General features: G+C 58.8%; 15 protein-coding genes and 2 tRNA genes. 2 read left to right on the top strand and 15 right to left on the bottom strand.

Annotated features, from left to right (window positions below):
• Positions 1–47: 47 nt before the first annotated feature.
• The 13 genes from P272_RS0101250 to P272_RS0101190 form a co-directional block, all read right to left on the bottom strand.
• The gene (locus P272_RS0101250; RefSeq protein ID WP_029677756.1) at positions 48–896 is read right to left on the bottom strand and encodes an aldo/keto reductase; all 849 of its coding nucleotides are present in this window, start codon (positions 894–896) and stop codon (positions 48–50) included.
• 127 nt (positions 897–1,023) lie between these two features.
• Positions 1,024–2,112 carry a class C sortase gene (locus P272_RS08790; RefSeq protein WP_052323079.1) on the bottom strand — a complete coding sequence of 363 codons (1,089 nt, stop codon included), beginning with the start codon at positions 2,110–2,112 and terminating at the stop codon, positions 1,024–1,026.
• A 571-nt stretch (positions 2,113–2,683) separates the two neighbouring features.
• Positions 2,684–3,514: a hypothetical protein gene (locus P272_RS0101240; protein ID WP_029677753.1), complete on the bottom strand. Its 831-nt coding sequence runs from the start codon at positions 3,512–3,514 to the stop codon at positions 2,684–2,686.
• Between the two features lie 192 nt (positions 3,515–3,706).
• Positions 3,707–5,713: an LPXTG cell wall anchor domain-containing protein gene (locus P272_RS0101235; protein WP_029677752.1), complete on the bottom strand. Its 2,007-nt coding sequence runs from the start codon at positions 5,711–5,713 to the stop codon at positions 3,707–3,709.
• Between the two features lie 243 nt (positions 5,714–5,956).
• A complete protein-coding gene (araA, locus tag P272_RS0101230) occupies positions 5,957–7,471 on the bottom strand; it encodes an L-arabinose isomerase (RefSeq protein WP_029677751.1) in 1,515 nt (504 codons plus the stop codon).
• A 31-nt stretch (positions 7,472–7,502) separates the two neighbouring features.
• Positions 7,503–8,195 carry an L-ribulose-5-phosphate 4-epimerase gene (locus P272_RS0101225; protein WP_029677749.1) on the bottom strand — a complete coding sequence of 231 codons (693 nt, stop codon included), beginning with the start codon at positions 8,193–8,195 and terminating at the stop codon, positions 7,503–7,505.
• Between the two features lie 64 nt (positions 8,196–8,259).
• The gene (locus P272_RS0101220; RefSeq protein ID WP_029677748.1) at positions 8,260–9,873 is read right to left on the bottom strand and encodes a xylulokinase; all 1,614 of its coding nucleotides are present in this window, start codon (positions 9,871–9,873) and stop codon (positions 8,260–8,262) included.
• Positions 9,874–9,974: 101 nt separating this feature from the next.
• On the bottom strand, positions 9,975–11,096 hold the full coding sequence (locus P272_RS0101215; RefSeq protein ID WP_029677747.1) for a LacI family DNA-binding transcriptional regulator: 1,122 nt from the start codon (positions 11,094–11,096) through the stop codon (positions 9,975–9,977).
• A 38-nt stretch (positions 11,097–11,134) separates the two neighbouring features.
• Complete coding sequence (locus tag P272_RS0101210; RefSeq protein WP_029677746.1) at positions 11,135–11,842, bottom strand: ribonuclease HII; 708 nt, start codon at positions 11,840–11,842, stop codon at positions 11,135–11,137.
• Between the two features lie 7 nt (positions 11,843–11,849).
• Positions 11,850–12,614, bottom strand: a complete 765-nt coding sequence (gene lepB, locus P272_RS0101205) for a signal peptidase I (RefSeq protein ID WP_029677745.1) — start codon at positions 12,612–12,614, stop codon at positions 11,850–11,852.
• 145 nt (positions 12,615–12,759) lie between these two features.
• Positions 12,760–13,131 (bottom strand): 50S ribosomal protein L19, encoded by a 372-nt coding sequence (gene rplS / locus P272_RS0101200; protein WP_024627419.1) that lies wholly within the window; start codon positions 13,129–13,131, stop codon positions 12,760–12,762.
• A gap of 222 nt (positions 13,132–13,353) precedes the next feature.
• Positions 13,354–15,051 (bottom strand): glucose-6-phosphate isomerase, encoded by a 1,698-nt coding sequence (pgi, locus tag P272_RS0101195; protein WP_029677744.1) that lies wholly within the window; start codon positions 15,049–15,051, stop codon positions 13,354–13,356.
• 129 nt (positions 15,052–15,180) lie between these two features.
• Positions 15,181–16,305, bottom strand: coding sequence for a mannose-1-phosphate guanylyltransferase (locus tag P272_RS0101190; protein ID WP_029677743.1), 1,125 nt, complete (start codon positions 16,303–16,305; stop codon positions 15,181–15,183).
• Positions 16,306–16,426: 121 nt separating this feature from the next.
• On the opposite strand from P272_RS0101190, the gene P272_RS0101185 reads away from it, so the two are divergent.
• Positions 16,427–16,499 (top strand) — tRNA-Thr (locus P272_RS0101185).
• 40 nt (positions 16,500–16,539) lie between these two features.
• A tRNA-Leu gene (locus P272_RS0101180) sits at positions 16,540–16,620 on the top strand.
• A 53-nt stretch (positions 16,621–16,673) separates the two neighbouring features.
• Here P272_RS0101180 and P272_RS0101175 read toward each other — a convergent pair.
• Positions 16,674–19,367 carry a hypothetical protein gene (locus P272_RS0101175; RefSeq protein ID WP_253269637.1) on the bottom strand — a complete coding sequence of 898 codons (2,694 nt, stop codon included), beginning with the start codon at positions 19,365–19,367 and terminating at the stop codon, positions 16,674–16,676.
• Between the two features lie 687 nt (positions 19,368–20,054).
• Positions 20,055–21,713 (bottom strand): hypothetical protein, encoded by a 1,659-nt coding sequence (locus P272_RS09520; protein WP_253269636.1) that lies wholly within the window; start codon positions 21,711–21,713, stop codon positions 20,055–20,057.
• Between the last annotated feature and the right edge of the window lie 268 nt (positions 21,714–21,981).

Genomic DNA, 21,981 nt, shown 5'->3' with positions numbered 1-21,981 from the left:
CGATACCTCCTATGTCGACTGCTTGCATGAATCATCCATCATAGCGGTCAGGCGTAGGCATAGGTCATCGGGTCGTGTCCTGCGCGCACCGGGGAATCCATGGCATCGATGGCGGCATGCTCCTCAGGGGTCAGGCTGAAGCCGAACAGGTCCAGGTTCTCTGCCTGCCTTTCGCGGTGGACAGACTTGGGGATGATGATGGTCCCGTTTTCGATGTGCCAGCGCAGTACCACCTGGGCCGGCGTGACCCCGTGAGCTTGGGCGATTTTCTCCAGTCTTCCGCCACCGGCTGTCAGGTCTGCGCCTCGCGCCAATGGCGAGTATGCCTGGACGGCTATGCCATGCTCCTTGCAGAAGGCGGTCACCGTGCGCTGCTGCCAGCTGGGGTGCAACTCGATCTGATCCACGACAGGGTACTCCCCCGTCTCCCGGTGCAGCCGTTCCAGATGTTCCGGCAGGAAGTTGCAGACTCCTAAGGTCCGCACCCGCCCCTCATCACGCAACCGATGGAATGCGCGCCAAACCTGGTCGGCCCGCCAATCGAACGGTGTTGGCCAGTGAATCATATACATGTCGACATAGTCAGTGCCCAGCAGTGCCAGCTGGCGGTCGAAGGCCCGCAGTGCGCTGTCATACCCCTGTTCGGAGTCACGCAGCTTGGTAGTCAGCCAGAGCTTGGTACGCCCAGGACCGCTCTGGCAACCGAAGGCCTTGAGGCCACGACCCACGCCGCCTTCGTTGCGATAACCCGCTGCCGTATCGATGTGGCGATAACCCAGCTCCAGGGCGGATTGCACTACTCCAGCGGTTTGATCGTCGTCGATCCTGAGCACGCCCAGACCCACCTGCGGAATACGATTGCCGTCAGACAATAAGATGTCAGGAACTGCTCTCATGGTCCACACCTTCCCAGGATGCAGCCCAGCAGTCTGCCGGGCCATGCTCGCTCCATTCTAGAACCAGGCAAAAGCCCGATTACGGCAGAACAGGCGCATGTGGTCAAACGTGCGCTCATGCACAGGCTTAGAACTTGCTAATGCCGAAGAAGTACAGCACGTGGGTGTCGAACCAGTGGTAGCCAAGGTCGAATACGGGCAGCAGACTGATTCTCATCATCATGCCGACCGTACCCCAGGCGAAGAAGAGGCCGAGCACAGCCAACACCCACATGAGCGCGCTGCAGATCCGTCTGGTTTTGATCAACCGACGGCGGCGGGTGGCTTCTGAACGGGTCTCCTGCTCATGGCTGACCATGATTGTGGCCAGCGGCTCCCCCATGGCCCCCGGTCCTGTCGCGCGGGATTCCAGATGTTCCATCTGCTCCAGTTCGTGGCGACAGTTGCGCCGACGACGTGAGAGCAGGTACCAGCCCACCAGGCAAGCCAAAAACAGGGCCAGAAGCACCCAGACCATGTAAATGGGCGCCCCTTCAGGTTGGGTGGGAGGTACGTCATCACCGATATAGTGCCCACGCACAATCAGACGGTGGGAATTGACACCATAGGGGTAGCAGGTCAGCAGGGTCACATAGTTGGAATTCTGGACTGGCTGCAGTGCACTCACATCAGTAGGCAGGATGATCTTGATCTGATCCACCTTGTAGCTCATATGCCGTTTGAGCACTCGAATCTGGAAGACGTCCCCCTTGCGCAACTGCGTCAGGTTGTCGAAAAGCATGTAGCCGACTTCGCCGGTGTGTCCGGTAATGACGGAGTGGATTGTTCGGTTGTCTGTAGGCACGTGGGTTGTGGCGATGTGCCCTGTGCCGTCCTTGAGCACCTCATCGCTGGTGCCGTGCCGCACCGGCAGCTTGACGTTGATCTTGGGAATCTCCACATAGGCCATCATGCCCTTGCCGTCCACATTGAGGATTTTGTAGTAGCGGCCCAGTGGTTCTTTGACTTCCTTGTACTTGAAGGGGTCCCTCAGCGTAGGCTTGCCCAATTCATCGTCGTACTTCTTGGCATCATGCCACATGGCCCTGCGCTGTGCAGGAGAGAGTGCATCCACAATCTGATCATAGTTGTCTACTGCCGTGGAATCCTTGGAATAGTTCACATAGGCTGCCAGCAGCGGGTAGAGGAAGATTGCCAGACCAATCAGAAATGCCAAGGTTTCCAGGAGGCCGAACCCCCGCCCTGACTTGCCAGCCCTGCCACCGTTCTTGGCCTGTTTGGATGCGGTCGCTGCTGCCTGACCTGCTTTACCTTGTTGAACTGTGTCCTGGGAATGATTTCCCGAAACGACAATTATCGGAGCAGACGTTGTAGCTTGGCCTGGAACTGTCACTGGAGCTGCTATTGCATCTGAATCATCCGATTCTGAAGCTCCGCGATCCTCAGGTGTTGCCGAAGGTGGATAGGAGGGCGGCACCTCGGAACTAGGAGCATAGGAAGGTGGCATGTCCCCTTGCTCAACAGGCATGTCTGACGATGCTGACTCAGCCGGCATGGACGCATAGGAAACTTCCCCGTTTCCGGTCGTCTGGGATGGGCTCATAGTAGCCGAGTCAGTGTACTGGTCCATCTATAGCCTTCCTCGTGCTCGCTTCAAATAGTCCGATTGTTTGTTCTTGACATACAAAGACCGGCGGCACCTGTATGATACCGCCGGTCCTTACACATCCTCACAGATGCCTACGATGCCGTTTGATGGCATCACACCGACATTGCCATGAGAATACCTAGCGCTCATCCCTGTTCCAGGATCGTGCAACTACCGCCAAGTAGAGTCCCATCATGGCCAGGATCATAAGCAGAATGCCAGGCGCTACCATAGAGACGCCGGTAGCTGCCAGCTTGCCATGACCTCCAGATCGTACGACTGGGACGACCTGAGGTATGTCCACAAGCTTGGGGCTTATAGTCACATCATAAAGTGGATGAACTTCACCCTGCTCGCGGTAGAGCGGCAACTGTACGACCACAGGATCGGTTTTTACCTTTGCATTCTTAGGTGTGGCTACCAGGGTGACCAACCAGTATGAAGCATGGAAGTAGTCGCCATCAAAAACTGCGGGACTGCCTCCGGTCAGGCTGGATGCGTCTAAATCAAGATTGGCTCCTGTAAGCCAGACACCTTGTGATTTGGCTTCTGATGCGTTGGTTATAGTGCCATCTTGATCAGACACACCGTAGTATTCAGCGGGTTGCGTCTTGTCCTTGAAAGCATCCGGATTGGCTGCCACCTCGTTGCTGATGGCCGCTTGTGCCTTATCAGCGCCAGGATTATGGTCAAGCGCCTCCACCCGGCTCTTCAGAGTACCTGCATCCAGTCTCAGGGCGCGAAAGATATACCCTGCTCCAGCCGACACAGGGGCACTCGGCAGGATGTCATTCTGACCTCCTTGACCTGAATGTCCTCTCTTGAGTTGCACCGTCAGGGTCGGGTTGACCGTCGCTGCCTCTGCCGCCGGCGTCATATCGAAAGCAGTCAAACCTAAACAGGCCAAGGCCGCAATCAGACAGGGCAGGACCCGGTGGGTGAGGCATTTCGGCAAGGCAATTCCCTTCATAAACCTTCCCTTCCAAGGCCGCCTTTCGACGACGTGGTTGCGTCAGATCCGCTGGCTGAATAAGACCAGACCAGCGTCCCGACATGTGCGGACCGTAGAAGTTCAATGGTCCGTATGAAAATGGCGGACGATTCACGGAGGAACCGTCCGCCATCGGGTCACCTCACATGATTCTTGATGTGACCGTGATCATCAGGCCCGGGCGGCGTTATTGCGCCGATTACGGGCGTACAAGGCACCACCCATGATCAGGGCACCGACAACCAGCAGCAGCAGGATGCCACGACCACCAGTCAGAGGCAGGGCTAATGGTGAATCACCATCAGTAGTTGCATAATGCATCAGATAAGTTTCCACTGGCACATTATTGAACTTTATCTCCTGGCCACCGGCCGCCGTGATATCCGTGGGTGTCTTTCCGAACTTGCCGAATAGCAGCTTAGAATAATCGGGCTGAACCGTGGCATGAGGTCCATACAGCTGTGCTATGTCCTGCTCAGTCTTACCTGCATCCTTAAATGTCACCTTCTGGAAGGGGAAGCCAGGGCTACGCCAGCCATTGGGAGTCTTGGTCTCGAGCAACCACCAATCACCAGCTTGCACCGTCTTACCAGGATCTCCAGCAGCCTTTGCTGGTGTACTCGCTGCAGCGCCAAAGATAGGCAATGCAGCAAATGCTACCACACCCTTGTCGTTAGCGGTAGCCTTATAGAGCTCGACACCAGATGGCAGCTCCTCAGCAGTGGTATAGAAGTTGCCATCGGAGGCAAGATACTTGTCTGACTCGGATTGCGACTTAACCAGACGGAACTCAGACCCAGGCAGAGCTTCAAACTTCGATGCTTGATTCTTCACATTACCGAAGGCAACGACACCGTTGATCAAATTCGTATGTTCAGGAATAGGATCTTGGTGTGTACCGCTGCTATCAAGGTTTTCGGTGAAATCAGAAGCTGCATCGTTGGCAACACCATCAGTGCCGGTAGAATCACCATTTGCGGTGACCTTGGCATCATAATAGATGTTGAGCCGGAAGGATGGGGCATTGAAACCCTGTACCTTGCCAAGAGCCTTGAAGAAGTTGAACTGATAATAAGAGACGTCTTTACTTGGCACATCATTTGCAAACATCTTCTTACCAGTAACCAGGCTATCAGGATTTTCAGCAGGTGTTGCCTCGGTATAATCCGTATCCTTAGTGAGATCTACAGGGTCAGGAGTAGTGCCATCGGATTCGAGCTTAACAGTGAAATTACCAACCAACTTTAGGGAGCTCGACATCCGATCTACAATAATCAGATCCTTGCTATCGCCCTGTAATTCACTAACATCAAGCTTGCCATCATTCTGAGTCTTCTTGCCAGCGTTGTAGAGCCTCTGCGACAGCTTGTAAGAAACCGTATCACCGGCAACAGCTGTCCGCTGAGGCTTCGGGTTACCTTGCAAATCTTTGACGGACTGCACGGTCTTGGAGAACTGTGTGGTGTTCATGTTCTTCGGATACAGGTGCAGATTATAGATATATCCTTGAACCTTATTTGCAGTATTAGTGTCGGTAGTGAGCGAAGTGGCTGCATAGGGCAGGCCGAAGAACGAGGGTGCCGCGTCTGCATACTTCGAAGAATCAATCTTGTTTGGATTATCCTTGTTAAAAGCCCACGACTTGTCACGATTTTCCTGCAGGATGTACCAATGGTTGGCTCCTGCCGGGAAGGTGGCTTCTGCCGTACCCTTAGCCGGCATAGCTCCTCCATCACCGGCCGGGTACCACTTAGTGATTACACCTTGGCCATCAGTCACACCAGCATACGTTTTCTGGACACTATATGTAGTAGGAGTCAAAGGATCAATGTCAGCCAAATTACCTGACGTAGACTCGACATCCAAGACATTGAAAGTGACATCCTTAGCGGGAACCAGGTCCGCCTTCGAACTCAAAACGTCAGCATCTTTAGAGGAACCCGTGGGGCTGTACCCCTGAACCAACGACAGGTACTTGGTGACTGTCAGCTTAGGATTCACTGTTGATTGCAGTGGACCCGGCCTGAAGTCATCTTCGGCATTATATCCATAGGTCTCATCGGCTGAAGCGTGGGTGGCAGGCAAAACGACCATGCCCGCCAGGAGCGTCGCTCCGGCAACCGCCAAGCCTAAAAGCTTAGGGAGCCTTATCCCTTCATTATCTCGTTGCATGTGCATGCACGCATTCCCTTCTTTGTTAATAGGCACAGGATGGCCAGGCACATCTTCGCCTCCCCAACCGATCACTTCCCCGACTCAGGGGGGTGGGCAATATGTCAACTTTGGGACATGCCACTGTTCCCATTGCCTAATCATCACTGTACCGACAAAATTGGGACAACGCAAACCGACAAGCCGAATATAAAAAGCCCCGCCACATGTGCAGTGGCAGGGCCTTGCAATCTGTCCTAAGACAGGCGATCAGTGCCGGTTGTCCAGCCGGTGGTAGAGCTCGGCTGCACGCAGATCGGCCTCAAAACGGCGCGGTTCTGTGCTCTCGTCGATGACGGCGAGCTCCACGCCGGCCATCCGGGCGAAGTCCTCCCAAGCCTCGCGACCAACGGTGGTGGTCATGCAGGTATGGTGGGCCGCGCCGGCGCGCAGCCAGCACTCAGCCGAGACCTTGAGCGAGGGCCGGGGCTTCCAGAGGGCACGTGCCACAGGCAGCTTGGCCAGGGACCCGCCGGGCTCGACCACATCCACCACGTTCATGACAAGGCGGAAGCGTTCGCGTACATCCGCCAGGGAGACGACCACAGCATCAGTGCAGGGGGTGGCCGTGAAGACCAGACGCACCGGGTCCTCCCTGTCGCCGATGGACAGGGGATGGATCTCCAGACGGGGCCGCCCCTCAGTCAGCAGCGTGGGCGAGACCTCCAGCATGTGGGCGCCCATGATCTCCTCATGGCCGGGCACGAAGTTGTAGGAGTAGTCCTCCATGAGCGAGCAGCCGCCCTTGAGTCCGTAGCCCATGACGTTGCCGATCCGGATCAGGACCGAGGTCTTCCAGTCACCCTCTGCCGAGAATCCGTACCCGTCAGCCATCAGCCGCTGGGCCCCCACGCCGGGCAGCTGACGCAGGCCTCCCAGATCCTGGAAGTTGTCCACGGCGGCAGTGGCGCCCACCTCTTCCATCATGGCCCGCATGCCGAGCTCTTCTCGCGCGGCCACCACCAGGGAGTCGTACCGGGAGTCCAGAAGTTCGGGAGCCACCTCATAGCTGCTCTTGTAGTCCTCAATCAGATCCTTGACCTGGTCGTCAGTGACGGCGTTCACATGGTCCACCAGCTCGTTGACCGGCCAGGTGTTGACGGAAACGCCGAAGACCCTCTCAGCCTCGGTCTTGTCGCCCTCGGTGACAGCGACGTCGCGCATGTTGTCGCCCCAGCGGCAGACCTTCATATTGTTGGCGGCATCCCAGCCGGCGCAGGCGCGCGCCCAGACGCCGATCTTGTCGGCAACCTCGGGGTCAGTGTAGTGACCGACCACAATCTTGCGCGGGATTCCCAGCCTGGTCAGGATGTAGCCGAACTCACGGTCGCCATGGGCCGACTGGTTCAGGTTCATGAAGTCCATGTCAATGGTGTCCCAGGGGATCTCCACATGATGTTGGGTGTTCAGCTGCAGAAGGGGCTTGCGCAGCTTCTCCAGACCTCTGATCCACATCTTGGCCGGGCTGAAGGTATGCATCCAGGCCACCACGCCGATGCAGGCCGGGTTCGAGGAGGCATCGACCATGAAGTTCAGGATGGAGTCCGAATCCTTCAGGGTGGGCTTCAAGACCAGCTTGACCGGGATCCGACCCGAGTCGTTGAGGGACTTGGCGATGTCCGCCGCTTGGACGCCCACCTGGCGCAGGGTTTCCTCTCCATAGAGGTCCTGCGAACCAACGGCGAACCAAAGCTCCTTGCCCTCGAAGGGATTTTTCATGCTCATACTTCTTGCTCCTTTGCTTTTGTTTTCCAGCTCAGTGCTGGCCGTAGACGTGCTGGTACCGGTCGTTGAGCTTGGCTATGTCAGCCGGATCGATGGGCTTGGGTGTGCCGATCTGTTCAGCTGCCCAGACCGTGTGGGCCACCTCCTCGGTCATGGCCGCCGCCTTGACCGCTGCCTCGGCATCGGCTCCCACGGTGAAGGGCCCATGGTTGCGCATGAGCACGGCCGGGCAGCCGGGGTGATCCTTGAGGGTGTCAACCACGCCCTTGCCGATGGCCTCGGAGCCAATCAGCTCAAAGGGACCCACCGGTACGGGGCCGCCGAACTCGTCGCCCATCATGGTCAGAACGCAGGGAATGTCCCTGCCGGTGGCCGCCCAGGCGGTGGCATAGGTGGAATGGGTGTGAACCACGCCGTAGACATCGGGCATGTGCCTGTAGATATAGGCATGGGATAGCGTGTCCGAAGAGGGGGCCTCGGCACCGTCAACGACATTGCCATCCAGATCGGTGACCACCATGGATCCTGGGGTCAGGTGCTCATAGCGCACCCCCGAGGGCTTGATAACCATCAGATCGGCAGAGCGCAACCGCTGCGAAACGTTGCCCGCCGTCCAGACCACCAGATTCCACCTGGTCAGCTGCGCATGCAGGGTGGCCACCTGCTCACGCACCAGTTTCACCTCGTCGCGCACCTCGGGCGAGTAATCAGCCAAGGACACCATCAGCAACTCCTTTTCCCGGCCCGATCCCGCTGATCCGGCCGCTTGACGTTTTCAGCTCCCGGCCTCATCCCTGCAGGGGGATGGTCTTCACGGCCGCCTGCTCGATGGGCAGGCCCTTGGTGAAGCGGTCGAAGAAGGTTCTGAAGCCCTTCACATCAGCCGGATCCGGCTGCTCCGTTGTGGACTGGACGCCTGCAAAGACATTGTCATCCAGGTAGTCGGCCAGGGTCTGGTCGGCATGACCCAGATAGTCGGCCAGGACGGCCATGCCCCAGGCGCCCCCCTCCACAGCGGTGGACATGACCTTGATGGGGGCATTGAAGGCGGCGGCCAGGATCCGCTGGGCCACCTTGGGGGTGGCGAAGATGCCGCCGTGACCGACCATGGTATCCACCTGGACATGCTCCTGCCGGGTCATCACATCCATGCCGATGGTGACCGGCGAGAAGGCCGAGAAGAGCTGGGCGCGCATGAAGTTGGCCAGGGTCATCCTTCCTTCGGGGCCGCGGGCAAAGACGGGTCGGCCCTCCTCCAGGCCTGCCAGGAACTCCCCGGAATAGAAGCAGTAGTTGATCAGCCCGCCGGCATCCTTGTCCCCCAGAAGAGCCTGGTTGAACAGGGTGGCGTAGAGCGCATTCCCCTTGAGGTCCAGACCGGCAGCCTTGGCGAAGTCCCCGAACAGCCCCACCCAGGCGTTCAGGTCCGAGGTGAAGTTGTTGGCATGGCTCATGCCGGCCGGATCCCCAGCCGGTGTGGTGACCGGATCCACCTCGGGATGGAAGTCACGCAGGGGATGCTCCAGGACCACCATGGCAAAGATGGATGTGCCCGCAGACACGTTGCCGGTACGGGGGCGAACCGCATTGGTCGCCACCATGCCGGTTCCCGCGTCGCCCTCGGGCGGGGCCATGGGCACGCCGGGCTGCAGCTGACCACTGGGATCCAGCAGGGCGGCCCCTTCTGCGGTCAGTGCCCCCGCATCGCTGCCGGCGGTCAACGGCTCAGGTAGCAGGTCGTGGATGTCCCAGGGCTGGTCCTGAACCTGGGGCAGTCGGGAGAAAATCTCCAGCAGGCCCCGGTCGAACTCCTTGCGGGAGGAGTCGATGGGGAACATGCCCGAGGCATCGCCGATGCCGATGACCTTGCGGCCGGAGAGCCTCCAGTGCATGTAGCCAGCCAGGGTGGTGATGTAGGCCACCTTGGACACATGCTCTTCGCCGTTCAGAATGGCCTGGTAGAGGTGGGCGATGGACCAACGCTCGGGAATATTGATCTTGAAAGCCCGCGAAAGCTCCTCATGCGCCTGACGGGTGTTGGTGTTGCGCCAGGTGCGGAAGGGCACCAGCAGCTGGCCATCCTTGTCGAAGGCCAGGTAGCCATGCATCATGGCCGAAATCCCCATGGCACCGATCTTGGTCAGCGTCACCCCGTACTGGCGACGGACGTCCTCGGCCAGGGCCGCATAAGCCGCCTGCAGACCCTGATGGATCTGGTCCATGGAGTAGGTCCATAGACCGTCCTCCAGCCGGTTCTCCCACTCGACGTCCCCGGTGGCCAGCGTCCGGTAGTCGTGGTCGATCAGTACGGCCTTGATGCGGGTGGAGCCGAATTCGATGCCCAGACTGGTCGCACCCTCCTTTAATTCGCTCACGATGACGCCTTGTTCGCCAACAGCCATGTCCGCTCCTTTGCCTGATATGTTAACGCTCACATAGTCTGGTTACGATTGTATCTGAGACCAGAGAATCAGGCAAGCCAGCGGGTGCTGGCCGACAGTGGTCAGATGCGCTTGACTGCGTAGCCCAGGGACCGGCGCTGGATCACATCCGCCTGGATCAGTCCCACACCGTGATGGGTGACCGGGAAGTCCACCGGCTGCCCCTGGTGAAGCAGGGCCAGGACCTGCCGCATGGTGGCCACCCCCAGATCCTCAAAGCGGGGACGGACCGTGGCCAGCGGTGGATACATGTTGTCTACAGTGGGTACATCGTCGAAGCCCACCAGACTGATGTCACTGGGAATGCGGATGCCGTGCTCCTGCAGGGACCGGGCCACGCCCACAGCCTGATTGTCGTTGGCGGTAACCACGGCTGACGGCAGGGAGGTGCCGCTCATACCCCGCTGATCGATCAGGTGGTTCATCAGTGTGTAGGACTCCCCCGCCTCCCAGCTGCGGGCGTGGACCACTGCCGTTCGTATGCGGCAACGGGCGCAGGCCACCTTCCAGGAGGCCAGTCGGGTGGCGGCATCCCGCCACTGCGCAGGGCCGGCCATATAGAGCACCCGCCTATGGCCCCGGGAGACCAACAGCCGGGCCAGCCGCTGCACGGCGCCCCACTGGTCGATTCCGGTCAGGGCAATCCTGCCGTCGCCCCGCCGGCGGCTCAGGGCCTCTTCGACGCTGGTGATGCCATGCGTGGAGGTGACGATGACCCGGGGCTGGCTCACCTCCACTTGGCAGGCGGCCTGGAACATGGTGTCGGTGGGCGTCAGAAAGATGAAAGCGTCCACGTTCTGCTCCAGGAAGGTGCCGCAGAGCTCCTGAAATCCGGCAAGCGTGCAGGTGGATTCGTCCACCATCATGACCGACATAAACAGTCCATGGGAACGGGCCACGGTCTCGATGGCCGTGATCGATGAGACAGGTCCGAAGAGACTGACACCGCCAGCGACCAGTCCTATGGTCCGGCTGCGGCTGGATGCCAGGGCCCGCGCAGAGTTACTGGGCCGGTAACCCAGCTTCCTGATGGCCTGCTGGACCTTGACCCGGGTGGCCGGAGAAACATCCTTGGAATTGTTGATGACCCTGGACACAGTCTGGTGGGAGACCCCGGCCAGCCGGGCAACCTCGAACATTGAGGGGCGCTTGGACCGTGACCTGCCCCCGCTGCCTGCGGGCATGTGACCTTCTTCCGATAGCCGTGTCGACCGTTCCGATATTAGCCCCTGCCGGGACCGGACGAGGGCAAATGCCAGCTGACCCGGTGCAGACGGCTGGGGCCCAGACGACGTATGGCCTCCAGGTGTGCAGGCGACCCATAACCCTTGTTGTGCTCCCACTGGTATGGGGCCAGGGCGGGATCGGAGGCAGCCAGCCGGACCATAAGCTGGTCACGGGTGACCTTGGCGATGACCGCTGCACAGGCCACACTGACGCAGTGGGCATCGCCCTTGACCTGGGTGGACACCTTGGGCAGAACCGGAAGGTCGGGGGCGTCAAAGCTGTCGGCTGCCGGGGTGATGTAGTCATTGGGGCCGTCAAGGATGGCAGCCAGACGGCGGTCAGACCCCAGGTCCATCCCATGCTCCAAATCGGTCAGCGCACGCAGGGCGGCGATGCCCAGTGCGTGGACGATACCCCACTGGTCGATCTCACGATTGGAGCAGGCACCCACTGCCCAACCGGCAGCCCAGTCCTCCAGGTCACGATACATGGCCAGCCGACGTGCAGGGGTCAGCATCTTGGAATCCGCCACCCCGTCAGGGACCTTCAAATGGGGCAGGTCAGCGGACCGGACCGCCACCACGCCAACCATGGCCGGACCTGCCAGGGCTCCGCGACCGACCTCATCCAGGCCCAGCACGTACTCAGCTCCCTGGCCAGCCAAGGCGGCCTCGGTGGCCAGGGTCGGCAGAATCCGCCTCACAGCCGATTCAGTCCTTCGTCGGCTCGGGCACGGAATCGAAGACCTTGTGCTGGTTGTTGAGCAGCTTCCAGCTGCCCACCGGGTAATAGGTCAGCAACGCGGTGCCCTTGATGTTGTCCATGGGGACCAGGCCATTGTGGCCGTCGTCCTTGTGCAGGCGGGAATCGGCGGAGTTTGAACGGTTGTCACCCATGACGAAGACGTAACCAGGGTCCACCTTGACATTGAAGGCAAAGGTGCTGGGCTCCACTCCTGGGCGCAGGTAGGAGCTCTCGTCCAGGGCGACACCGTTGACGGTAACCGGGGCGCCATGACCCTTGCAGGCCACAGTGTCGCCCGGCATGCCGATCAGACGCTTGACCAGGTGACTGCCACGGAAGCTGGGTGTGGACTCTTCACCTAGCCAGTTGGCAGGGTCGGTGAAGACCACCACATCCCCTCGGCGGGGGGTCACTATGGATCTGGTCAGCCTGTGGGTGGTCAGGATTCTGTCCCCGATGCCAAGGGTATTCTCCATGGAGCCGGAGGGAATGACGTAGATGCTGAACAAAAATATGCGCAGGACGGCGACGACGGCCAAGAGGGCAACCAGTTCGAACAGAAATTCGGGCAGGAAACCGCGTTCACCCAGCCGCGGGTGGCTGCCCTTGGTGGAACCGCGTCCACCGGGACGGTCCAAGGCATGACGGGGCGGCACCGGGGCTGAGGTGGCCTGTCTGCCGTCCGGGTACCAGAGTCCCGACGAGGTCGCTGCCTCATCCCGAAAGGCCATATCCACTCCTTGTCATCCGCCGGAACCCACACACAAACAGGTTCCGCTTGCCTCATAGCGTACACACCCAAGCATGGAAAAACCCGGGAGAATTGCATCCCGGGTGTTAGCGGCCAGGCCTGGGCTGGGTCGCTCTGGTCGAAACCTACTTGTTGGACTCGGCCTTGTTGTCACGACGCTCGACAATGCGGGCGGCCTTGCCGTGCAGACCACGCAGGTAGTAGAGCTTGGCGCGGCGTACACGGCCGTGGCGCAGCACCTTGATGGAGTCAATCTGCGGGGAGTGCAGAGGGAAGCGACGCTCGACACCCACACCGAAGCTGACCTTGCGCACCAGAATGGTCTCGCGCACACCGGAACCCTGACGGGCGATCACCACGCCAGTGAAAGCCTGGATACGGGAGTTGTTGCCCTCAGTGATGTTCACGTTGACCTCGACGGTATCGCCGGGGCGGAAGTCGGGGATCTGCTCCGCAGGCTTCATGTGGCTAGCGTCAAATTCCTGAATCGCGTTCATGCTGTTCCTCCATGGCCGCCGCACATCGACCCATGACATGGACCGCAACCACCAAAGGAGGCGATCCTGGACGGAACCCGACGGTCTGCCGTCGGGGGTGCCGATCCGCCGGAGCATCCGGCTGGACCTGAAAGGAAGGGAGCCCATGCGGCAGCTACCCTTCCGGCAAACAACTGTCAAATAATATACCACGAGCCGGACCTGCAAGGGCCCGGCCGGACATCAGCGGCGGTGGGCCCTGTAGAAGGCGATCAAGGACTTTGTGGACTGATCCTGCTCAGCCAGAGCCTGGTCGTCCCGGGAGATGGCCGGGGTGATCTCGCGGGCCAGCTTCTTGCCCAGCTCAACGCCCCACTGGTCGAAGGAATCAATACCCCAGACAGTGCCCTCGGTCAGCGTGATGTGCTCGTAGAGGGCGATCAGCTCGCCCAGGGCGGCCGGGGTCAGCGCATCGCCGAAGATGGAGGTGGTGGGCCGGTTGCCGGTGAAGACCCGGGCCGGGACAATGGCCTCCGGAGTGCCTTCGGCCCGGACCTCGTCGGCTGTCTTGCCGAAGGCCAATGCCTTGGTCTGGGCCAGGAAGTTGGCCAGGAAGAGCTCATGCACGTCCTGGTCGCCATCCTTGGCCGGGTTGGGGGTGTTGGCGAAGGCGATGAAGTCGGCGGGGATCAGACGGGTGCCCTGGTGGATCAGCTGGTAGAAGGCGTGCTGGCCATTGGTGCCGGGCTCACCCCAGAAGATTTCGCCGGTCAGGCTGGTCACCGGGGTGCCGTCCCAGCGCACGGACTTGCCGTTGGATTCCATGGTCAGCTGCTGCAGGTAGGCCGGGAAGCGGTGCAGATACTGGTCATAGGGCAGCACAGCGTGCGAGTGGGCGCCGAAGAAGTTGACATACCAGACGTTGAGCAAGCCCATCAGAGCCACCACGTTCCGGTCCAGAGGGGTGGCGCGGAAGTAGCGGTCGACGGTGTTGAAGCCCTTGAGGAACTCCTCGAAGCGGTCCGGGCCGATGGTGATGGCCAGGGAGGTGCCTACGGCGGAATCCACGGAGTACCGGCCGCCGACCCAGTTCCAGAAGCCGAAGACGTTGTCCGGATCGATGCCGAAGTCTCGCACCTTGTCCAGTGCGGTCGAGACGGCGATGAAGTGCCGACGGATGGCCTCGGCCGAGAGGTCCTCGCCGTCCTTGGACAGCAGACCGCGCTCCCCCAGGCTCTTCAGGAGCCAGGCACGGGCCTGGCGGGCGTTGGTCAGGGTCTCCAGGGTGGTGAAGGTCTTGGAGACGATGATGAAGAGCGTGGTCTCCGGATCCAGATCGCGCGTCTTCTCGGCCAGGTCGTTGGGGTCGATGTTTGAAATGTAGCGGGCGCTGATGCCGGCATCAGCGTAAGGCTTCAGGGCCTCGTAAGCCATGACGGGGCCGAGGTCGGAGCCACCGATGCCGATGTTGACCACGGTGGTGATACGCTTGCCGGTCAGACCGGTCCAGCTGCCCGAGCGGACCTGGTCGGCAAAGGCGTAGATGCGCTTGAGTGTGTCGCGGACGTCGCCCACCACATCCTGGCCATCCACCATCAGTCGGCCACGGTCCTCCTCGGGGCGGCGCAGGGCTGTGTGTAGAACGGCCCTGTCCTCGGTGTTGTTGATGTGCTCGCCGTTGAACATGGCCTCGATCCGCTCCTCGAGGCCGACCTCGCGGCCCAGCTGGGCCAGCAGTGACAGGGTCTCGGGTTGGATCAGGTTCTTGGACAGGTCAATATAGAGATCGCCCAGCTCGAAGCTGAGCTTTTCGGTGCGCTGCGGATCCTTGGCGAACCATGCGCGCAGATCGATCCCCTGGCGCTGCATGTCGTCGAAGTGCTGGTGCAAGGCCGCCCAGGCCTTGGTGCTGGTAGCGTCCACTGGAGGATTGATGGCCATGGTTGTTCGGGTCCTTTCATGAGGTGATGCCCGGTCTGACGAGCACCCGGTTCTGTAACCCAAACTACTCACAAAAGCAGACAGAAGGCAACAAAATCAGTCAATTTTCTTAGCCAAGCCAGATTGCTCTCAGAGTATGTCGTCACAGCCGTACTGGGCCAGCTTGGCCACCATGTCCTTGACTTCCTGACTGCGGGCCCGGGGGGCCACCAGAAGCGCGTCGGGAGTGTCGACGACGATCATGTCATCCACACCCAGAAGGGCGACCGTGCGTTCTGAACCGGGCACGACCATGTCTCCAGCGGAATCCAGATACATGACCCGGTCGGCATCACCCAGAATCTTGATATTGCGCCTGTTGGAGGACGGCAACAGGCCCGCCACCGAATTGAAGTCGCCGATGTCATCCCAATCGAAGCCCCCTGGAACAACCGCTACGCCGCCGGCCGCCGATAGGGGCTCGGCTACGGCATAGTCAAAGGCGATCTTCTCGATGCCGGGCCAGTGCTCCTCCATGGCCTGGCTGCGGGCCTGCCCGCCCTGATCCCAGACCTGGGCGATGGCCATGACCGCGGTGTGGAGTTCAGGCTTGTAACGACGCAGGCAGTCCAGGAGCACCTGCGCTTGCATGACGAACATGCCGGCGTTCCATCGGTACTCCCCTGTGGATAGGTAGGCCTGAGCCGTAGAGGCATCCGGCTTCTCGACGAATTCGCTGACCAGGCGGGCATCCGGAGCCCCGGGAATGCGATCGGCCAGGGAGGGGCCCTGATGGATGTAGCCGAAAGCGGTAGACGGACGGGAGGCGGCGATGCCTATTGTGGTCACATAACCGGCCCGGGCCGCTGCCACCGCCTGCCCCACCGAGGCTGCGAACGCTTTGTCGTCTCTGATGACGTGGTCGGCGGCGAAGGAGCCCACGATGATTTCCCCTCCGTGTCGGTGGGCCAGCACAGCAGTCGCCAGGGCTATGGCCGCCGTGGAGTCGCGAGGAACAGGCTCGGCGAAGAGCGCGTCCTCAGCCAGATCCGGAAGCTGCTGACGCACCTGGTCCACATGCCGCTGGCCAGTGGAGACGACCACATGGTCAGCCCCGCAGATGCCGGCCAGCCGGTCAAAGGTGCCCTGGATCATTGTTCTGCCTGACCCCAACAGATCGTAGAGGAACTTGGGCCGGTCCTGGCGGCTCAATGGCCAGAGCCGGGTACCCACGCCACCGGCCGGAATGACGGCATAGAAATCATTGAGATCCATGCCTCCATTGTGTCAAGAAGCTTGTACACCCCTTGCCCGAAGCCCAAGGCGTTTTTATCGTGCGCATCCAGTATGATGTAGCATGTTGCCTTCTTCCGGCGGGTCCGGACTGGAGGCGAAGGCCACTTTAGCTCAGTTGGCAGAGCGTCTCACTCGTAATGAGAAGGTCGACAGTTCGATTCTGTCAAGTGGCTCTTCCACCAACTGCCCTTTCAAGGGCAGGGTATGTCGTACGCGCGAGTGGCGTAATGGTAGCCGCGCAGGATTTAGGTTCCTGTGTCTTCGGACGTGTGGGTTCGAGTCCCATCTCGCGCACCGGGATTAAGAACAGGGCCTGCAAGAACAGGCCCTGCCTTATACTTCCGCTGTCAGTGGCGGCTTTCCTGCTTGTTCCTCAGGCAGGCCACGAAGCCGACCAGGCCGAGGGCCATCAGCAGCAGAATCCTGAGCACCGAAAGCGGCCATCCGCCGGTCAGGGGCAAAGCAGAGTTGGACGGACGGAACTCCAACTCATGCGACACCGAAGCCGACTGGTTCCCGCCCTGGAACCGGCCCTGCGCGTCAGCGCCTTCAGCATCATCGGAATGCACCTGAGCGGTAAACTCGCCCTGGTTGATTCCCTCGGGAGGAACCGCCTGCCATGAACCATTGTCCCCAACAACGACATCGGTGCTGTTATTGCCATTGCCGGGCCAGGTTATGTGGACCACGGTCCCCTTGGTCTCGGGAATCTTCGTATCCCCGTCCACATACTTGTAGGCTTTGCCCGCCACCTGGAAAACGTCATACCGCTCCAGGGCCAGCGTAGTCGGCGTCATGTCGACCTTCCGCTCAATGGAGGCCGGGCCCGAGCGGATATTCATCGGGTTGATCATCTCAACCTGGAAGTCGTACGTCTGCGTCTCGTCACCGCCTGTGTAGCCGGTGAACTTATCAGCAGGGATATTCAGCGACCAGGACCAAGTGGAAGCCGTCGTCTTGGTCAAGTCCAGCGTGAGACCTGTCGCAGGATCTTCGGCGGAAGAAGCAGTGCCGACAGCCGCATCCCTTTGGAAGGTGTTGGCCGGGGTGGTCAGCAGGGGCGTCCAATCCGACGCGGTCTTCTGCTTCATCGAAACGACCATCCTCGAGTCAGCCATCCCCAGACCCCCCGAAGACCAGGCTGTATATATAGGAGACACTTCGCCCTTGAACACAACGACCGAATCCGTCGGCAGGCTCCCGTTGACCGTATGGGGCACCGTGACCGAGAACTTAGTTGCATCCGGCACGTTCTCGCCGGAGACGAAATAAGCCGTGCCGATATTCGAGAAGAAGGAGGTCAGGCCGAACCCGGAAATAGACTCAGTCACCCAGGCATGATAACGCCTATAGCCGCTGTACTTGTTGCCCGGGTCCGGGGACGGATACAGCTTGTTCGTGTCATGTATCCGCCAGGAGCCTCCCTGCTTGCTGCCAGTGTCGACCTCGCATACGGTTTCGCCCAGCCTGAATCCCCAGGTGTCCGAGCTTTTCACCAGGTCATCGCCATTTGCGCCCTGCCCCTCCACAATAGGATTGTTGGGATCCTCGCCGTAGAGAGTGACCTTGTTGGGACGTGCAGCATCCTTGGAGGGCGTGCACTCACCGCTGATTACCGGATCAAGCTTGGTCGTATACACGCTACCCGAAGCATCCAAGCCGGCATCAGTATCATTCTCGATCTTCGTGATGGTCGGATCATCGGGACGGGGCACATCATACTTATAAAAGGCACTATTAATCGTCCAGCCCGCAGCGATATTCGTATCCTTCTCAACGGTGGACATACCATCGTTTATCCCTACAAGACCAGCGCTCTCGGGGTTGTACACTTCAGGACTGACGGTACAAGCGCTGCCGTCCCGATTGGTGGTAACAGGCCAGGTGACCATCTTGAAGTAACCGTCAAGATCCTGCTTCTCCTTGGCCAGCTTGAAATCAATCCCGCCATCATCCTTCTGAGCAGGCATAGGATTGCCATCCTTGTCGGTTGCAAAAAGCACGTTGGGGTTGTCGAGATACCTCGGATCCTTTGGGCTCACGTTGAAAGCGGAATACTTACTGACTTGGGCTGCCTTGCTGGTCGTGGTAGTCGCCGTATTAGGAGACGGCTGCTGGCCTGTCACCAGGACCGGCTCAGGGGTCAGCTCATTGACAGGAACCCATTCACTATCCTTGAGAGCCACCCACTGGTAATAGTACGAATTGGTCTCAGAACATATGCCATCAGGATTATCATTTGTACTGCCACGCGGATTCAACCAGTACACGAAGAATGACCGTGCCGGGGCTGTGCCCGGAGCAGTACCATTGATTTGCCCAGTAGCATTGCCCTTATAGTCAGGAAAACCGTAATCTGTCACCATGCCCCAGTTAGCCTGATTGTTTTGGTAGAGATTTGGGTTGGCGTCCCAACCGACCCAAGAATACGGGCCACTGCACTTCATATCTGCTTTGCTGTCCAAGCAGTAACCCATATACACCTTCATCTGTTTGTCCTGGGACATGCTTGCCGTGATATTTGAATATCTATCCTGAGCCTGTAAATCACTCATGGAAGCAGGATCAAAATTGCTGCAGTTATTGGTAGTCCAGGACCAGGAAGAACTACCGCAAGACAGGGCCTTATTCTGGTCACCAACGATGGCGAAGACATTCAAGGGCTCGGGGTGACCGCCAACCGCAAATTTCGCAGGATCTTTGGACGAATCTGCGATATTCATGTCACCCTCAATGGATATGGTCAGGTAGTCATACAAACCAGAATTGATTATCTTGTGAACGGTGAAGAACTCATCCTGATTCCTAGCCCAGGCTAAGGCCCCATCATAAGCATTGGCATTTTTATTGCTGTCTACGTAATCATCTGGAGTAATGGTGTTCATATACCGCACGCGTCTGTAATAGCCAGGGTTGTCAGAACCAACAAACTGATAGATGAAAGATAGATTGCATTGTGACGGATTTTTGGTGTCAGTCCCACCAACACCGACGCAATCCGGTTTAAATTCATTGTGCTTTACGCGCAGGATGAAGTCCATGCGCAGCTCATCCTGGTAGGCATCGATCCTGTCGTTGAAGGCCATCATCCTATAGAGCTTCGGTGTTCTACTGGCCGTTTCGTCCTGTCCATCAACGGCATTGGCCCGATTGGCCGAAAGGGCGCTCAGCCCAAGCGGAATAACCATGGCCAGCGTCGCCAGAAGGGTTACCAGAACGGCGATGATCTGACGGCTGACATGCTGCGGACCCTTGGCGCTCCGTTCTTGCAATCGCTTCAATACAATACCCCCAAATCAAGATACAATTATCCCTTAGAGCGGCTCTACTTTGCTTTTAATTTGTCCCCAACTGTCTCGACTCTATCATAGAGATAAAAAAATAGCATCTTCGCTTTTTCTTACGCACTTTACGAAGACTGAAATTGCAAGCATTATCTGGAGTTTATATAGCCTGTTCCACGACAGGTATTTCGCGACCGGTATTTCGTGAACGTTTACAGTCTTCATCCGGCTGGTCTGCGTTGGGGGTGGAGGCCACTTTAGTTCAGTTGGCAGAGCGTCTCTCTCATTAACAGTTCGATCCTGCCAAACGGCTCTTCCATCAACTACCCTTCAGACGTCCGAGCTTAAATCCCGTCTCGCGTATAGGAAACACAAGCAGGGCCTGCCCTCATCTCCCAAATTTCTAGGAAGTGAGCACAGGCCCTGCCTTGTGTCACCGGAGAATCAGTATCGGATCTCCTGCCTGTTCCTTAGACAGGCCACGAAGCCCACCAGACCCAGTGTCAGCATCACCAGAATCTTGAGCACGGAAAGCGGCCATCCTCCAGCAAAGGGCAGGGCAGAATTGGACGGCCGGAACTCCAACGAGTGAGACACTGCAGCTGACTCGTTTCCTCCGTGGAAGTTGCCACTTTGGGGATCAGTGCTCTCAGCATCGTCGGAGGCAACCCGAGCGGTGAATTTTCCCTGATTGATGCCCTCAGGAGGAACCGCCTGCCACGAACCCTGGTCTCCCACAGTGACATCCGTACTGCTATTACCGGGCCAGGTTATATGGACCAAGGTGCCCTTGGTCTCAGGAACCCTGGTGTTCCCATTGACATACTTATAGGCCTTGCCCGCCACCTGGAAGACGTCATACCGCTCCAAAGCCAGCGTAGTCGGCGTCATATCGACCTTCCGCTCTATGGAAGCCGGATCCGAAGGGACATTCAGAGGGTTGACAATCTTGACCTGGAAGGTATAGGTCTGCGTTTCGTCGCTGCCGTTGTAGCCGGTGAACCTGCCGGCAGGAATATTCAGCGACCAGGACCAGGTGGAAGCCGCCGTCTTGGTCAGGCTCAGCGCGAGACCCGTCGTGGAATCCGTGACGGAAGACGTGGTGCCGACCGCCGCATCCCTCTGGAAGGTGTTGGCCGGAGTAGTCAGCAAGGGCGTCCAATCCGAGGCAGCATTCTGCTTCATGGAAACAGCCATCCTGGAATCAGTCATCCCCAGCCCTCCCGAGGACCAGGCCATATTTATAGGTGAAACAGTGCCCTTGAAGGTGACGACCGAGCTCGCCGGCAGGCTCCCGTTGATGGTATGAGGCACCGTGACAGAAAGCTTGCCGTCCGGAGCCTTCTCGTTGGAGACGAAATAGGCTGTTCCTATGTTCGAGAAGAAGGAGGTCAAGCCGAACCCGGAGGCGGACTCAGTCACCCAGGCATGATAACGCCTGTAGCCGTTGTACTTGTTGCCCGGATCCGGCGACGGATACTGCTTATTGGTGTCCTGTATCTGCCAGGACCCTCCCTGTTTGCTCTTGGGATCCGCATTGCATACGGCCTCTCCCAGCTTGAACCCCCAAGAGTCCGAGCTTTTCACCAGGTCGTCACTGTTCTTGCTCTGCCCCTCCTTGAAAGGATTGCCGGTATCTTCTCCGAATAGAGTAACCGTGTTGGGATGCGTGTCATCTTTGGAGGGAGTGCACTCACCGCTGACCACAGGATCAAGGTTGCCGGTATAGACGCTTCCCGAGGCATTCAAGGAGCCGTCCGCATTATTCTGGATGTTGGTGATGGCCGGATCATCGGGACGAGGCACATCATACTTGTAGAAGGCAGTGTCGATGGTCCATCCTGCAGTCAAGTTCTCATCTTTTTTCGCTTCAGACATGGCATCATCGATGCCTGCGAGACCCTTGCGCATGGGGTTATATACTTCGGGATTGACATTGCAGTTGTTGGCGGTGCCAGTGTCGTTCAAGTTCTTGGTCACGGGCCAAGTAACCAGCTTGAAATAGCCGTCCAGACCCTGGTCTTCCTTGGCCTTCTTGAAGTCAATGGAACCGTCAGCATTCTGGGCGGGCATAGGCTGGCCGTTCTTATCCGTTGCAAACATCTCATTGGAATTATTCGGCTGTTTAGGCAAATTGAAGGCCGCATTAGCATCGACTATTCCTTGGGTCCAAGTAGTAGTGGTCAATGTGTTCGGACTCGGCTTCTGACCCTCCACCAGGATCGGCTCAGGGGTCAGATCATCGACAGGCACCCATTGAGTATTGTTTTTAAGACCTACCCATTGATAGTAGTATGACGTGGTCTCAGAGCATATGCCCTTACCGACATTGCCTCCCCTAGGGTTTTCCCAATACACGAAGAAAGAGCGT

Source organism: Bifidobacterium sp. 7101 (assembly GCF_000499285.1).
GTDB lineage: Bacteria > Actinomycetota > Actinomycetes > Actinomycetales > Bifidobacteriaceae > Bombiscardovia > Bombiscardovia apis_A.
This window is presented reverse-complemented; position numbering and strand designations above follow the sequence as displayed.